This window comes from Pseudomonas sp. SWRI50 (genome assembly GCF_014269095.1).
Classification (GTDB): Bacteria; Pseudomonadota; Gammaproteobacteria; order Pseudomonadales; family Pseudomonadaceae; genus Aquipseudomonas; species Aquipseudomonas kermanshahensis.
This window is the reverse complement of record NZ_JABWRW010000015.1, coordinates 119,327-133,294: the sequence shown is the minus strand read 5'-3', so window position 1 is coordinate 133,294 and position 13,968 is coordinate 119,327. Positions and strand designations below refer to the sequence as shown.

General features: G+C 63.0%; 11 protein-coding genes. 1 reads left to right on the top strand and 10 read right to left on the bottom strand.

Features of this window, described 5'->3' with window-relative positions; all coding sequences use genetic code 11:
• Positions 1–4: 4 nt before the first annotated feature.
• On the bottom strand, positions 5–598 hold the full coding sequence (locus HU750_RS17135; protein WP_186681372.1) for an aminodeoxychorismate/anthranilate synthase component II: 594 nt from the start codon (positions 596–598) through the stop codon (positions 5–7).
• Between the two features lie 373 nt (positions 599–971).
• Between HU750_RS17135 and estP the strand changes: the two genes are divergently transcribed.
• A complete protein-coding gene (estP, locus tag HU750_RS17130; RefSeq protein WP_186681370.1) occupies positions 972–2,861 on the top strand; it encodes an esterase EstP in 1,890 nt (629 codons plus the stop codon).
• Between the two features lie 81 nt (positions 2,862–2,942).
• Here the strand turns inward: estP and trpE are convergent, their stop codons facing one another.
• The 9 genes from trpE to HU750_RS17085 all read right to left on the bottom strand — a co-directional run bounded on the left by trpE (position 2,943) and on the right by HU750_RS17085 (position 13,964).
• Positions 2,943–4,424 (bottom strand): anthranilate synthase component I, encoded by a 1,482-nt coding sequence (gene trpE, locus HU750_RS17125; RefSeq protein ID WP_027594402.1) that lies wholly within the window; start codon positions 4,422–4,424, stop codon positions 2,943–2,945.
• A gap of 70 nt (positions 4,425–4,494) precedes the next feature.
• Positions 4,495–5,313: a phosphoglycolate phosphatase gene (locus HU750_RS17120; RefSeq protein ID WP_027594401.1), complete on the bottom strand. Its 819-nt coding sequence runs from the start codon at positions 5,311–5,313 to the stop codon at positions 4,495–4,497.
• Positions 5,310–5,984: a ribulose-phosphate 3-epimerase gene (rpe, locus tag HU750_RS17115; RefSeq protein WP_099430855.1), complete on the bottom strand. Its 675-nt coding sequence runs from the start codon at positions 5,982–5,984 to the stop codon at positions 5,310–5,312. Before rpe ends, HU750_RS17120 begins: the two co-directional genes overlap by 4 nt.
• Before the next feature lie 207 nt (positions 5,985–6,191).
• Complete coding sequence (locus HU750_RS17110; RefSeq protein WP_099428183.1) at positions 6,192–7,019, bottom strand: ABC transporter permease; 828 nt, start codon at positions 7,017–7,019, stop codon at positions 6,192–6,194.
• Between the two features lie 11 nt (positions 7,020–7,030).
• The gene (locus HU750_RS17105) at positions 7,031–8,278 is read right to left on the bottom strand and encodes an ABC transporter permease (RefSeq protein ID WP_186681367.1); all 1,248 of its coding nucleotides are present in this window, start codon (positions 8,276–8,278) and stop codon (positions 7,031–7,033) included.
• 153 nt (positions 8,279–8,431) lie between these two features.
• The gene (locus tag HU750_RS17100) at positions 8,432–9,466 is read right to left on the bottom strand and encodes an ABC transporter substrate-binding protein (RefSeq protein ID WP_027594397.1); all 1,035 of its coding nucleotides are present in this window, start codon (positions 9,464–9,466) and stop codon (positions 8,432–8,434) included.
• 40 nt (positions 9,467–9,506) lie between these two features.
• Entirely contained in the window at positions 9,507–10,631 is a 1,125-nt protein-coding gene (locus tag HU750_RS17095; protein WP_186681365.1) for an ABC transporter ATP-binding protein, read from the bottom strand.
• A 305-nt stretch (positions 10,632–10,936) separates the two neighbouring features.
• Positions 10,937–11,569, bottom strand: a complete 633-nt coding sequence (locus tag HU750_RS17090) for a response regulator (RefSeq protein WP_172960400.1) — start codon at positions 11,567–11,569, stop codon at positions 10,937–10,939.
• 7 nt (positions 11,570–11,576) lie between these two features.
• The gene (locus HU750_RS17085) at positions 11,577–13,964 is read right to left on the bottom strand and encodes a PAS domain-containing sensor histidine kinase (RefSeq protein ID WP_186681362.1); all 2,388 of its coding nucleotides are present in this window, start codon (positions 13,962–13,964) and stop codon (positions 11,577–11,579) included.
• Between the last annotated feature and the right edge of the window lie 4 nt (positions 13,965–13,968).

The window sequence follows — 13,968 nt, the reverse complement described above, 5'->3', positions numbered from 1 at the left end:
ATCCTTAGCGGCGGCCGCCGGTCTGCTTGAGGAAGTTGGCGAACAGCTCGTGGCCCTGCTCGGTGAGGATGGACTCGGGGTGGAACTGCACCCCTTCGATATTCAGGGTGTTGTGGCGCAGGCCCATGATCTCGTCGACCGTACCGTCTGCATGGGCAGTCCAGGCAGTGACCTCCAGGCAATCGGGCAGGGTTTCACGCTTGACCACCAGGGAGTGGTAGCGAGTCACGGTCAGCGGGTTGTTGAGGCCGGCGAACACGCCCAGGTCGCGGTGCAGCACGGGGCTGGTCTTGCCGTGCATCACCTGGCGGGCACGCACGACGTCGCCGCCAAATGCCTGGCCGATGGACTGGTGGCCCAGGCAGACGCCCAGAATCGGCAGCTTGCCAGCAAAGTGCAGGATCGCCTCAATCGACACACCCGCCTCGCTCGGCGTGCAGGGGCCAGGGGAGACAACGATGCGCTCCGGGTTGAGGGCTTCGATTTCAGCGATAGTCATTTCGTCATTGCGAATGACCTTGACCTCGGCACCTAGCTCGCCGAGGTATTGGACGACGTTGTAAGTGAATGAGTCGTAGTTGTCGATCATCAGTAACATCGGGCTAAACCTCTTGAATCTACTGACTTCAGAATACGAACCTTCCTACACCGCCCGCAGCATGGCATTGCCACTAAGGGCATTCGGAAACGGATAAGAAGGCAAACAGAAACGGGCCGGGCTGGCCGGCAGGAGATAAAGTCAGGCGCGCCAACGCCAACGGGCGTGGGCCTTGATAACGCGCATCAAGAGTTTGCTGACGATCAACACAGGATAGGTCTCGCTCATACGTCCCGGCACAGTAGCCTACCGGGGCGGTGGGCGCAATATGCCTGTAAACACGGGGAAACGAATGGACTTGGGAGACAAGCCCCGCGATTTGCTATGGTCGATCGGGTAGTCCTCATAAAAACAAAGAAAAGGATGTTCTCTGATGCGAAAAGCTCCCTTGTTGCGCTTTACCCTCGCCTCTTTGGCCCTGGCCTGCAGCCAGGCATTCGCTGCCCCTTCCCCTTATTCGACCTTGATCGTATTTGGCGACAGCCTGAGTGACGCCGGCCAATTTCCTGACCTGACCGGCGGTACGGCAGGCCAGCGTTTCACCAACCGCGATGCCGACGGTAACTTCGCGCCGGTTTCGCCAATGATTCTTGGCGGTCGGCTGGGCATCGAGCAAGACGAACTCAACCCCTCCACGTCGGTCGGCATCCGGCCTGATGGCAACAACTGGGCAGTGGGCGGCTACACGACGCAGCAGATTCTCGATTCGATCACCGAGTCATCGAAAGTGATCGTCCCCCCCAATGGACCTGCGCCAGGCTTTGTCTTCCGTGAACGCCCCGGCTACCTGGCCAATGGCCTACGCGCCGACCCCAACGCGCTCTATTACCTCACCGGTGGCGGTAACGACTTCCTCCAGGGCCTGGTGAACAGCCCCGCCGATGCCGCCGCGGCTGGAGGCCGGCTGGCTGCCAGCGCCCAGGCCCTGCAACAAGGCGGCGCCCGCTACATCATGGTCTGGTTGCTGCCCGACCTGGGCCAAACGCCGAACTTCAGCGGCACCCCGCAACAGAACCCGCTGTCGCTGCTGTCGGGCGTGTTCAACCAGTCACTGCTCAATCAACTCGGGCAGATCGACGCCGAGATCATCCCACTGAACATTCCGGTATTACTGGGTGAGGCCTTGGCCAGCCCGACCCAATTCGGCTTGGCCAGCGGCCAGAACCTGGTCGGCACCTGCTACAGCGGTCAAGGCTGCGTCGAAAACCCGGTCTACGGCATCAACGGCGCCACTCCGGACCCAACCAAACTGCTGTTCAACGACTCGGTACACCCGACCATTGCCGGCCAGCAGTTGATAGCCGACTACGCCTACTCGATCATCTCCGCCCCCTGGGAACTGACCCTGTTGCCGGAAATGGCCCACGCCACGCTGCGCGCCCACCAGGACGAGCTGCGCAACCAGTGGCAAACGCCCTGGCAAGCCGTGGGGCAATGGCAGGCCTTCGTCGCCACCGGCGCGCAGGACTTGGACTTTGACGGCCAGCGCAGCGCGGCCAGCGGCGACGGCCGCGGCTACAACCTGACCCTGGGTGGCAGCTACCGTTTGAACGATGCCTGGCGCCTGGGCCTGGCGGGTGGCGTATACCGGCAGAAACTGGAGGCGGGTGAACAGGACTCGGACTACAAGCTCGACAGCTACCTGGCCACGGCGTTCGCCCAATACCGCCAGGACCGCTGGTGGGCCGATGCTGCACTGACGGCCGGGCACCTGGACTACAGCGACCTCAAACGCACCTTCGCACTGGGCGTGAATGACCGCAGCGAAAAAGGCGATACCGATGGCGAAGCGTGGGCGGTGACGGGCCGGCTGGGTTACAACCTGGCCGCTGAGAGCAGCCCGTGGCAACTGGCGCCATTCATCAGCGCCGACTATGCCCGGGTCAAGGTCGATGGTTATGACGAGAAGAGCGGGCGCTCGACAGCGCTGGGCTTCGATGACCAGGAACGGACCTCGCGGCGGCTGGGCATCGGGCTGTTAGGCAGTGTGCAGGTGGCAACGGGGACGCGGCTGTTTGCCGAGGTTGCCCAGGAGCACGAGTTCGAGGATGACCAACAGGACGTGACGATGCACCTGACGACGTTGGCAGCGCACGACTTCACCCTGACCGGGTATACGCCGCACAGTGACCTCACCCGGGCCAGCTTGGGCTTGAGCCATGAGCTGATGGCGGGGGTGCATGTGCGAGGGAATTACAACTGGCGCAAGAGTGATGAGTTGACGCAGCAGGGGGTGAGCCTGGCGGTAAGCTTGGACTTCTGAGTAGTTTGGGCGCTGAGGAAGCGGGTTCACCCACTCCCTCATGCCGGCGAGGGGCTGCACAGCAGCCCCCAATTCCCAGCATTACTTGGCGGACGTCTGCTCAGCCAAGGCCACCGCGCGGAACATTGCGCGGCGCTTGTTGATGGTTTCTTCCCACTCCAACGCCGGCACGGAGTCGGCCACGATGCCGCCACCCGCCTGCACATGCAGCTCGCCGTCCTTGATCACCGCAGTGCGGATGGCAATCGCGGTGTCCATGTTGCCGTTCCAGGCAAAGTAGCCCACTGCACCACCGTAAACGCCACGCTTGACCGGCTCCAGCTCGTCGATGATCTCCATGGCGCGGATTTTCGGTGCACCCGACAAGGTGCCGGCTGGCAGAATCGCCCGCAATGCATCCATGGCGGTAAGGCCTTCACGCAGTTGCCCGGTGACGTTGGACACGATGTGCATCACGTTGGAGTAACGCTCGATCACCATCTTCTCGGTCAGGCGCACGCTGCCGGTCGAGGACACACGGCCCACGTCGTTGCGGCCCAGGTCGATCAGCATCAGGTGCTCGGCAATCTCTTTCTCGTCCGACAGCAAGTCGTCTTCCAGCGCACGGTCGGCTTCTTCCGTCGCACCCCGTGGGCGCGTGCCGGCGATCGGGCGCACGGTGACCAGGTTGTCCTCGACACGCACCAGCACTTCAGGCGAACTGCCGACCACATGGAAGTCGCCGAAATTGAAGAAGTACATGTACGGCGTCGGGTTGAAGCAGCGCAACGCACGGTACAGGTCGATGGGCGCAGACTTGAAGTCGATCGACATGCGCTGGGACGGCACCACCTGCATGCAGTCACCGGCCAGGATGTACTCCTTGATGCGGCCAACCGCGTTCTCGTAATCCTCGCGGGTATAGCTGGAACGGAATTCCGGCTCGGCGGCGAGCGGGCCGCTCAGGTCCAGGCCACGGCGCGGGGTAATCGGCTGGCGCAGGGTCTCCAGCAACCCGGCCAGGCGAGCCTTGCCCTGTTCGAAGGCTTGCTCTTCAGCCGGGTCGACCAGCACGATTGCATGCATCTTGCCCGCCAGGTTGTCGAACACTACCACGGCGTCAGACACCATCAGCAGGATATCCGGCACGCCCAGCGGGTCCGGGTTCGGGCTCGCGCCCAGACGCTTCTCCACATAGCGTACGCAGTCATAGCCGAAGTAGCCGACCAGCCCGCCGTTGAAACGCGGCAGCCCAGGTATATCCGCGACCTTGTAGCGGTCCTTGAACGACTCGACGAAGGCCAGCGGGTCGTCGACGTCGTGGCGCTCTACCTCGACGCCATCCTGCAGGATACTGACGTGGTAGCCATGCACACGCATCACCGTGCGCGATGGCAGGCCGATCATCGAGTAACGCCCCCACTTCTCGCCGCCCTGTACGGATTCGAGCAAATAGGAGTTGGGCTGGTCGGCCAGTTTCAGGTAGATCGACAGCGGCGTGTCGAAGTCGGCCAGGGTTTCACAGGCCAGGGGGATGCGGTTGTAGCCGGCAGCGGCCAGGCGCAGGAATTCTTCGCGGGTCATGAGTAGCCTCGTGGCAAGCAGCAGTAAGGTCAGGCAAACGGACGGGCCGGCAGCGGCCGGCGAGCAGAAGTCAGGCGCGCCAACGCCAACGGGCCAGGGCCTTGATGACTTTCATCCAGAATTTGCCAGTAACCGCCACGGTGGACTCTCTGTCTTGTGAGGCTTGAAGGTCCGCCAACGTTATCCCAGTGGCCGGGTCTGCGCAACCGGGCAGCAATGCACGCAGGTCGTCGATCACCAGGCTCGGCGATTCGTCGTTGATCGGCCGGCCGTGGTTGTAGCCGTAGGTCAGGCCCACGCACTGCACACCCGCGGCCTTGGCGGCCAGCACATCGCTGCGCGAATCGCCGACGAACAGCGACTGTTGCGGCGTGACACCGGCCATCTGCATGACGAACAGCAGTGCCGCGGGGTCGGGTTTCTTTTGTGGCAGGGTGTCTCCGCCGATGATCCAGCGGAAGTAGCGACCGATCTTCATCTGGTCCAGCAGCGGGGCGACGAAGCGCTCGGGCTTGTTGGTGATCAGCGCCATCTCCACGCCTTGCTTGCGCAGCCAGCGCAGGGTGTCGCGCACGCCGGGGTAGACCACGGTCAGTTCATGGCTTTCGGCATAAGCCTCCATGAACAGCGCCAGCGCCTGTTCGGCCAGCGCATCGTCCACCGAGGCATGCTCGATGCCCCCGGCCAGCGCCCGGCGCACCAGCACCTGGGCACCGTTGCCAACCCAGTGGCGTACGGCGTCCAAGCCCGCTGGCGGGCGCCCAAGTTCGAGCAGCATGCGGTCCACGGCGGCGGCCAGGTCTGGCACGGAGTCGATCAGGGTACCGTCCAGATCGAACATCACCAGCCTTGGCAGCGTCCCTGGGAACAGCTGCTCGAAGCCGCTCATGGGCGGGCCTGGGCCAGTTCGGCGCGCATTTTGGCGATCACTTCCTGATAGTCCGGGGCATTGAAGATGGCCGAACCGGCAACGAAGGTGTCAGCGCCAGCAGCGGCGATTTCGCGGATATTGTTGACGTTGACGCCACCGTCGATTTCCAGACGGATATCCCGGCCGCTGGCGTCGATCAGCGCGCGCGCCTCACGCAGCTTGTCGAGGGTGCCGGGGATGAACTTCTGCCCGCCAAAGCCTGGGTTGACGCTCATCAGCAGGACCATGTCGACCTTGTCCATCACATACTTGAGGACATCCAGGCTGGTCGCTGGGTTGAACACCAGGCCGGCCTTGCAACCACCGTCGCGGATCAGCTGCAGCGAGCGGTCGATGTGCTGGCTGGCTTCCGGGTGGAAGGTGATGTAGGTGGCGCCGGCGTCGATGAAGTCTCCGATGATACGGTCGACCGGGCTGACCATCAGGTGCACATCGATCGGGGCAGTCACGCCGTACTTGCGCAGGGCGGTGCACACCATCGGGCCGATGGTCAGGTTGGGGACGTAGTGGTTGTCCATCACATCGAAGTGAACGATGTCGGCACCCGCGGCCAGCACCTTGTCGACGTCCTCGCCCAGGCGGGCGAAATCGGCGGAGAGAATGGAGGGGGCAATAGCGTAGGGCTGCATGGCGCACCTGTAGGTCAGAATCACGGTGGCGCGCATTGTAACTCAGGCGAACGGGTAGAGGCTGATTGGTATCAATCCGTGTCGACCGGCTGTTTCAACCTGTACCGGCCTCTTCGCGGGGCAAGCCCGCTCCCACAGGGACCTCACAGTGTTCGGAGCTGTGGGAGCGGGCTTGCCCCGCGAAGAGGCCGGTACAGGCAAGATCAATCAAGCAGGCTGCTGGGTTCTCAGCTTCTCACTGCGGCCACGCAACCACTCCAGGGTCAGCAGCAGCACCACCGAAAACGCGATCAGCAACGTGGCCGCTGCCGCAATGGTCGGGCTCAGGTTCTCGCGGATACCGCTGAACATCTGCCGTGGCAAGGTCGCCTGCTCAGGCCCGGCGAGGAACAACGTCACCACCACCTCGTCGAACGACGTCGCAAAGGCAAACAGCGCACCCGAGATCACCCCCGGGGCGATCAACGGCAGCGTTACCCGGCGGAACGCCACCAGCGGCGAAGCGCCCAGGCTGGCCGCCGCGCGCACCAGGTTGTAGTTGAAGCCCTGCAACGTCGCCGACACGGTGATGATGACGAACGGCACACCCAATACCGCATGCACCAGGATCAACGAGGTAAAGCTGTTGCCCATCCCCAATGGCGCGAAGAACAGGTAACTGGCCACACCGATGATCACCACCGGCACCACCATCGGCGAAATCACCAGCGCCATCACCAGCGACTTGCCCGGGAAGTCGCCGCGGGTCAGGCCAATCGCCGCCAACGTACCGAACACCATCGCCAGCACCGTGGCCGCCGGGGCGACGATGATGCTGTTCTTCAGCGCCCGCATCCACTCGGCAGAGCCGAAGAAGTCCTGGTACCACTGCAGCGAAAAGCCCTGCAACGGGTACACCAGAAAGCTGCCACTGTTGAACGACAGCGGCACGATCACCAGCACCGGCAAAATCAGAAACAGCAGGATCAAGCCGCAAAGAATGCGCAGGCTGTAGTACCAGACCCGCTCCACGGGTGACATGTAAGGGCTCAGCATGACAAGGCTCCTCAGCTCAGGCGCAGGCGGCTGGCGCCGACCAGCCAGCTATAGATCAGGTACAACAGCACGGTCGCCAACAGCAGCAGGCCGCCCAGCGCGGTCGCCATGCCCCAGTTGATGCTGGTGTTGGTGTAGAAGGCCACGAAGTAGCTGACCATCTGGTCATTCGGGCTGCCCAGCAATGCCGGGGTGATGTAGTAGCCGATAGCCAGGATGAACACCAGCAGGCAGCCCGCGCCAACACCGGCGTAGGTCTGCGGGAAGTACACCCGCCAGAAGCTGGCGAACGGGTGGCAACCCAGCGAGATGGCCGCACGCATGTAGCTGGGCGAAATGCCCTTCATCACGCTGTACAGCGGCAGGATCATGAACGGCAGCAGGATATGGACCATCGAGATGTACACACCGGTGCGGTTGAACACCAGCTCCAGCGGTTCATCGATGATGCCCATGGCCATCAGCGCACTGTTGATCAACCCGCCCGACTGCAGCAGCACGATCCACGCCGCCACCCGCACCAGGATCGAGGTCCAGAACGGCAGTAGCACCAGAATCATCAGCAGGTTGCTCTGCCGGACCGGGAGATTGGCCAGCAAGTACGCCAGCGGGTAGGCCAGCACCAGGCAGATGGCGGTGATCACCACCCCCATCCACAGGGTGCGGGCAAAGATATCCAGGTAAATGGCCTGGTCAGGCGTGGCCTTGGCCAGCTCGCCAAGGTCATCGATACGGTGGTCGAGCGACGCCAGCAGGTAGAACGAGGTGACCGAGCTGGTATTGCGGCGGATCGCCTGCCAGTAGGCCGGGTCGCCCCAACGCTCATCGAGGGTTTGCAGTGCTTCTTTATAAGAGGCAGGTTCAGCCTTGAACGGCAACGCTCGGGCGGTCTTGGTCAACAGGCTGCGGTAGCCCGCCAGTTCCATGTTCAGGCGCTTGGAGAGGTCGCCCAGGGTCTGGTTCTTGCGCGACTCGGCCAGGTCCTGGCTCAGTGCCTTGTATACCGCCTCACCGGGCAAGCTCTTGCCATCCCACTGCGACACCGCTTCGACGGTACGCGGCAGGCCGGCGACCACCTCCGGGTTGCCGACGCTCTTGTACAACAGCGCAGCGATCGGCACCAGAAACACCAGCAGAAGGAACAGCGCCAGCGGCGCGATCAACGCCTGCGCCTTCCAGCGGTTGACCCGCTCGGCGTGCTTGAGGCGCTGCTTGAGACTTGGACCTGCGCCTTCGTTGAGGGGCACTGCAATGGCCATGGCGAACTCCGTAAAAACCGGCTGAAATCAGGGCTGCTGCGCAGCCATCGCCGGCAAGCCGGCTCCCACAGATACAGCGTTGGGCTCAGGCGCTACGCCTGGCCTATGGGAGCCGGCTTGCCGGCGATGAGCCGCGTAGCGGCTCCTTGTCGTTTACTTCTTCGCCGCCCAGGCGTTGAAGCGTTGCTCCAGCTGCTCGCTGTTGTCAGCCCAGAAGGCCACGTCGATCTGCACCTGATTGGCAATGTTCTCAGGCGTGGTCGGCATGTCTTTCTTCACCTCGTCCGACAGCAGGCTGACGGCCTTGGTATTGGCCGGGCCGTAGGCGATGTTCTCGGAGTAGGTTTTCTGCTGCTCGGGCTGAACGCTGTAGGCGATGAACTTCTTCGCCTCTTCGACGTTCTTGGCGCCTTTTGGAATTGCCCAGGCATCGAAGTCGTAGATGCCGCCGTTCCACACCACCTTGAGGTTGCTCTCTTTCTGCACGGCGGCGATCCGGCCGTTATAGGCCGAGCTCATGACCACGTCGCCCGAGGCCAGGAACTGCGGCGGTTGGGCGCCGGCTTCCCACCACTGAATGCTGGGTTTGAGTTCGTCGAGCTTCTTGAAGGCGCGGTCTTGGCCTTCCTTGGTCGCCAGCACCTTGTACACATCCTTGGGCGCAACGCCATCGGCCATCAAGGCGAATTCCATCGTGTACTTGGCGCCTTTGCGCAGGCCACGTTTGCCCGGGAACTGCTTGGTGTCCCAGAAATCGGCCCAGCTGGTAGGCGCCGTCTTGAGCTTGTCGGCGTTGTAGGCCAGTACCGTCGACCAGACGAAGAAGCCCACGCCGCATTGCTGGATGGCACCCGGCACATAGTCGGCTGCATCGCCGAACAGCGCAGGGTCGAGTTCTTCGAACATGCCCTCGTCGCAACCGCGGGACAGCTCTGGCGACTCGACTTCCACCAGGTTCCAGGACACGCTCTTGGTGTCGACCATGGCCTTGACCTTGGCCATTTCACCGTTGTACTCACCGGCGACGATCTTACCGTTACCCGCCTTTTCCCAAGGCTCGTAGAACGCCTTGACCTGGGCGGCCTTGTTGGCGCCACCGAAAGAGATCACCGTCAGGTCGGCCGCCATGGCCTGGCCAGCGGCGAACAGCCCCAGGGCCAGGGCGGTCAGTTTCAACTGCTTGTGCATTATTATTCTCTCCACAGTACAGGGTTGGTGAAGCAATCCATCAATGGGCTTCGGCAATCGGATCGAGCGCGCGGGCGTGCTCCACCTCCCAGCCCAGCGGTACCACATCGCCCACGGCCAGCGCCGGGTCGAGCTCGGCGATCGGCTGCTTCACGAAGAAGTCGGCCTTGCCACAGACTTCCAGGCGCACACGTACGTGGTCGCCCAGGTAAATGAACTCGGCCACACGGCCAGAGAAGCGGTTGACGCAATTTTCGCTGTGGCCATTGAGGCGCACCCGTTCCGGGCGGATCGACAAGGTCACCGGCTCGCCGGCCTGGCCGACATTCACCGCCAGCGCCTCGACCCGCTCGCCCCGCGCCAGCTGCACCTGGCAGCGAAGGCCATCACTGGCCAGCAGGGTGCCGTTGATGCGGTTGTTCTCACCGATGAAGTTGGCGACGAAGGTGTTGCACGGCTTTTCATAGAGGGTGCGTGGGTCGGCGATCTGCTGGATTTCGCCCTGGTGGAACACCGCCACCCGGTCAGACATGGTCAGCGCCTCGCCCTGGTCGTGGGTCACATACACCACAGTCACCCCCAGGCGCTGGTGGATATGCTTGATCTCCATCTGCATGTGTTCACGCAGCTGCTTGTCGAGTGCGCCCAGGGGTTCGTCCATCAGCACCAGCTGTGGCTCAAACACCAAGGCCCGCGCCAGGGCCACCCGCTGCTGCTGGCCACCGGACAGCTGGCCGGGGTAGCGTTTGGCAAAGGCATTGAGCTGCACCATGTTGAGCACACGCTTGACCCGCTCGCTGATGTCGGTCTTGCTCAGGTTGCGTACGGTCAGCGGGAAGGCCAGGTTTTCGGCCACGGTCATGTGTGGGAACAGCGCGTAGTTCTGGAACACCATGCCGATGTCGCGCTTGTGCGGCGGCACGTTGTTGATCGAACGCCCGGCCAGCTGGATCTCGCCGGCGGTGGGGGTTTCAAAACCGGCCAGCATCATCAGGCTGGTGGTCTTGCCCGAGCCGGACGGGCCGAGCAAGGTGAGGAACTCGCCCTTGCGGATGTCCAGGTTGAGGTCTTTGACGATCAGCGACTCGCCATCGTAGCTCTTCTGCACACCACGGAAGCTGACCAGCGTTTCGCTGGTTGCAGCGTTCGAATTCGCCTCGCTCATGCCTGCACCTTCTTGTTGGATGACTGCGTAGGCAAAGACTAGACAAGACGCAAACGCCCGAAAATCGGGGGTACTGAGAGAATGCCATCATCCAGATGGAAGATTCTGTGTAGGGATTGCCCTACAAGAATGGCGGGATTGGAATAGACCTCAGGCACACCACTTCACCTTGTGGGAGCGGGCTTGCCCCGCGAATGCGCCACCCCAGGCAATGAGGTTGAGCTTGCCGGCCCTTTCGCGGGGCAAGCCCGCTCCCACAGTACTCGCTCATTGCCAACCGTCAGGCCATGTCGCAACCAGAACACTCAGACCAGCTTGTGCTCCATGGCGTACTTCACCAGTTCCGCCAGCGAGTTCACCTTGAGCTTCTGCATCAACCGCGCCTTGTGGGTACTGATGGTCTTGCTCGACAGCGCCAGTTGCTGGGCAATGTCGTTGACGTTGGCGCCCTGGGCCAGGCGCTCGAACACCGAAAATTCCCGCTCCGAGAGCAGCGTGTGCAACGGGCGGGACTCGGTCAGGCCCACCTCGAAGACCATGCGGTCGGCCAACGCTGGGTCGATATAGCGCCCGCCCCCGGCCACCCGCCGAATAGCGGTCAGCAATAAGGCAGGGTCACTGTCCTTGGTGGCATAACCTGCGGCACCGGCCTTGAGCGCCCGCGCCGCCATCTGCGCCTCGTCATGCATCGACAACATCAGGATCGCCGGAGGGTCGTTCAGGGCGCGGATTCTGGGGATGGCCTCAAGGCCGCTGACGCCGGGCATCGAGATATCCAGCAACACCACTTCACACGGCATATGGCGCAAGGCTTCGAGCAACTGCTCGCCATTGCCGGCCTCACCCACCACTTGCATGTCCTTGGCCAGGCCAATCAATTGCTTGATGCCTTCACGGACAATGGTGTGGTCTTCCGCCACCAGCACTCGAATCACGATCGGTCTCCTACTCCAACGGAATGGCCACGCTCAGGCTGGTGCCCTCGCCCGGTTCACTGTCCAGCGTCATGCTGCCACCCAGCATCAGCACGCGCTCGCGCACGCCCACCAGGCCGAACGAGGTGGGCCGGGTCTGATCGCGGCAAAAACCCGTGCCGTCGTCGCTGACGGTCATGCGCAATTGCCCCGCTTCACGCACCAGTTCGATCTCTACGCTGTGCGCCTGGGCATGGCGCATGACATTGGTCAGCGCCTCCTGAAGGATACGAAACAGCCCGGTCGCCTTGGCATCACTCAATGCTGGCAGATTATCCGGTACCTGCACCAGGCAGGGAATCTGTGTACGCGCCTCGAAACGCCGTGCTTGCCACTCGATGGCCGAGGCGATACCAGCGTCGAGAATGGGCGGGCGCAATGCCGTGGCCACATCGCGCACCAGCTGGAACAGCTGCGCGATCAGGCGCTTCATGCTCGACAAACGCTCGTTAAGCCCCGGATCCAGCTCGGCAAAGGCCAGCTCACACATCGAGACTTCGAGCTTGAGCACGGTCAGCATCTGCCCCAGCTCATCATGCACTTCGCGGGCGATGCGGGCCTTTTCTTCTTCGCGCACGCTCTCCAGGTGCGCCGAGAGTTCGCGCAGTTGCTCTTGGGAGCGCGCCAACGCCAGTTCTGCCCGCTTGCCCTGGGTGATGTCCCAGACGATACCGTCCCACACCACCCGGCCATCGGCCAGGCGCCGGGTACTGGCCTTGATGTCGGCCCAACGCTGTTCACCCTGGCGCGTGAGGATGCGCCCTTGCCAGGACCAGTCCTGGTTGCTGGCCAAGGCCAGGTCCTGCACCCGGTGATAGTCGCTGCGGTCTTCGGGGTGCACCAGGTTGCGCAGCCCCATCTGCGGGTGCTGGATTTCGGCAGGTGCGTAGCCGACCAAGGCCTCGCTGCCTTCGCTAATGTAGGGGAACTCCAGGTCGCCTTCGGCCGGGTCACGTTCCAGCCGGAACACCAGCCCCGGCACGTTGCCGGCGATGCCTTTAAGGCGCGCTTCACTTTCGCGCAGCGCTGCCAGTGCGCGGTGGCGCTCAGTGACATCAGCGATGTACACCACCAGGTACTCGGCATCACGAAAACGCAGGAAGCTTAACGAAAGCTCCACCGGCAACACGCTGAGGTCGGCGCGCTGGCAGTGGGTCTCGAATTGCCCCACACCCCCTTCGCCCGCCCGCGCGCCGCGCCAAAGCTCCAGCCAACGGTCCATGTTCAAGTTTGGCTCGAAGTCGCTCAGCGGGCGTTCCAGCAACGCGCCCTCACCATAGCCCAGCATGCGCTCTGCGGCATGGTTGGCATAACGGACATGGCTGTCCCAATTGACCCACAAAATGCCCACGGTGCTCTGGTCGATGGCGAACTGGCTCAGCCGCAGCGCCTCTTCGCGCACTTGGCGCTCAGCCAGGTTCTCACGGGTGGCCAGCAGGCTACGTTCCAGTTGGCGCTGCTGGCGGCGCTGCCAGACCAACGTGGCCAGCGCACACAGCAACAACATGCCAAACAGCATGGCGAGGTTTTGCCAGAAGCCTGCCGACTCGCTCAAGCGCGGGTACTTGGGTTGCAACCAGCGTTGGTGAAGTTGTTCCAAGGCCTTGGCCGGCATGGCCTGCAGGCCACGTTCGAGCACGTCGGCCAGCAACGGCCAGTCGCGCCGCGAACCCACCCGCAGCAGCTGGGGCAGGCCAATATCACCAACCACCGCCAGCTCGCCGAACTCGCTTTCACGCGACAGGCGGCTGAGCTGGGCTTCATCGAGCACCGCGTAGCTGGCCTGGCCACCCACGACCAACTGCAAGGCCTCGCGCTCGTTGGGCACGCCCTGCAGGTTGAGCGTGCCGTAGTTGCTGCGCAGGTAGTCTGCCAACGGGCTGGGCATGCGCACCGCGACGCGCTGATCGGGTTCGAGTTTTTCAAGCTCGACGGCCATGGCGCCTGTGCGTGGGCCGACCACCAGCTGCGGCACGCGCATGTACGGGTCGCTGAACAGCCACAGGCGCAGGCTTGCCGGGGTTTGTGTAAGGCCGGGGGCAAAATCGATTTCACCGGCCTGCAACGCGTGCTCGAGGCTGGCCTGGTCAGCAAAGTTGCGCCAGGTGAGGTCCAGCCTCAGTGCCTGCGCCAACGCGTTCACCAACTCGACGTTGGCCCCGTACAGTTGCTGCAAGCGCCGGTCGAACTGCGCATAAGGCGCTTGCAGCACCAGGCCGACGCGCAGGCTGCGGTGGGTGTCCAACCACTGCTGTTGCGCGGGTTCAAGGGCAACGCTCGGCACGGCTTCAGGCCTTGCCAAGGCGATCAAGGGCAGCCACAAGCAGCCGATAACCAACAGGCGACGCATTCGCTTCATCTAC

Excerpts from the sequence above, each read along its gene's own strand:
- HU750_RS17135 (WP_186681372.1), bottom strand. The coding sequence starts at position 598 with ATGTTACTGATGATCGACAACTACGACTCATTCACTTACAACGTCGTC.
- estP (WP_186681370.1), top strand. The coding sequence starts at position 972 with ATGCGAAAAGCTCCCTTGTTGCGCTTTACCCTCGCCTCTTTGGCCCTG.
- trpE (WP_027594402.1), bottom strand. The coding sequence starts at position 4,424 with ATGACCCGCGAAGAATTCCTGCGCCTGGCCGCTGCCGGCTACAACCGC.
- HU750_RS17120 (WP_027594401.1), bottom strand. The coding sequence starts at position 5,313 with ATGAGCGGCTTCGAGCAGCTGTTCCCAGGGACGCTGCCAAGGCTGGTG.
- rpe (WP_099430855.1), bottom strand. The coding sequence starts at position 5,984 with ATGCAGCCCTACGCTATTGCCCCCTCCATTCTCTCCGCCGATTTCGCC.
- HU750_RS17110 (WP_099428183.1), bottom strand. The coding sequence starts at position 7,019 with ATGCTGAGCCCTTACATGTCACCCGTGGAGCGGGTCTGGTACTACAGC.
- HU750_RS17105 (WP_186681367.1), bottom strand. The coding sequence starts at position 8,278 with ATGGCCATTGCAGTGCCCCTCAACGAAGGCGCAGGTCCAAGTCTCAAG.
- HU750_RS17100 (WP_027594397.1), bottom strand. The coding sequence starts at position 9,466 with ATGCACAAGCAGTTGAAACTGACCGCCCTGGCCCTGGGGCTGTTCGCC.
- HU750_RS17095 (WP_186681365.1), bottom strand. The coding sequence starts at position 10,631 with ATGAGCGAGGCGAATTCGAACGCTGCAACCAGCGAAACGCTGGTCAGC.
- HU750_RS17085 (WP_186681362.1), bottom strand. The coding sequence starts at position 13,964 with ATGAAGCGAATGCGTCGCCTGTTGGTTATCGGCTGCTTGTGGCTGCCC.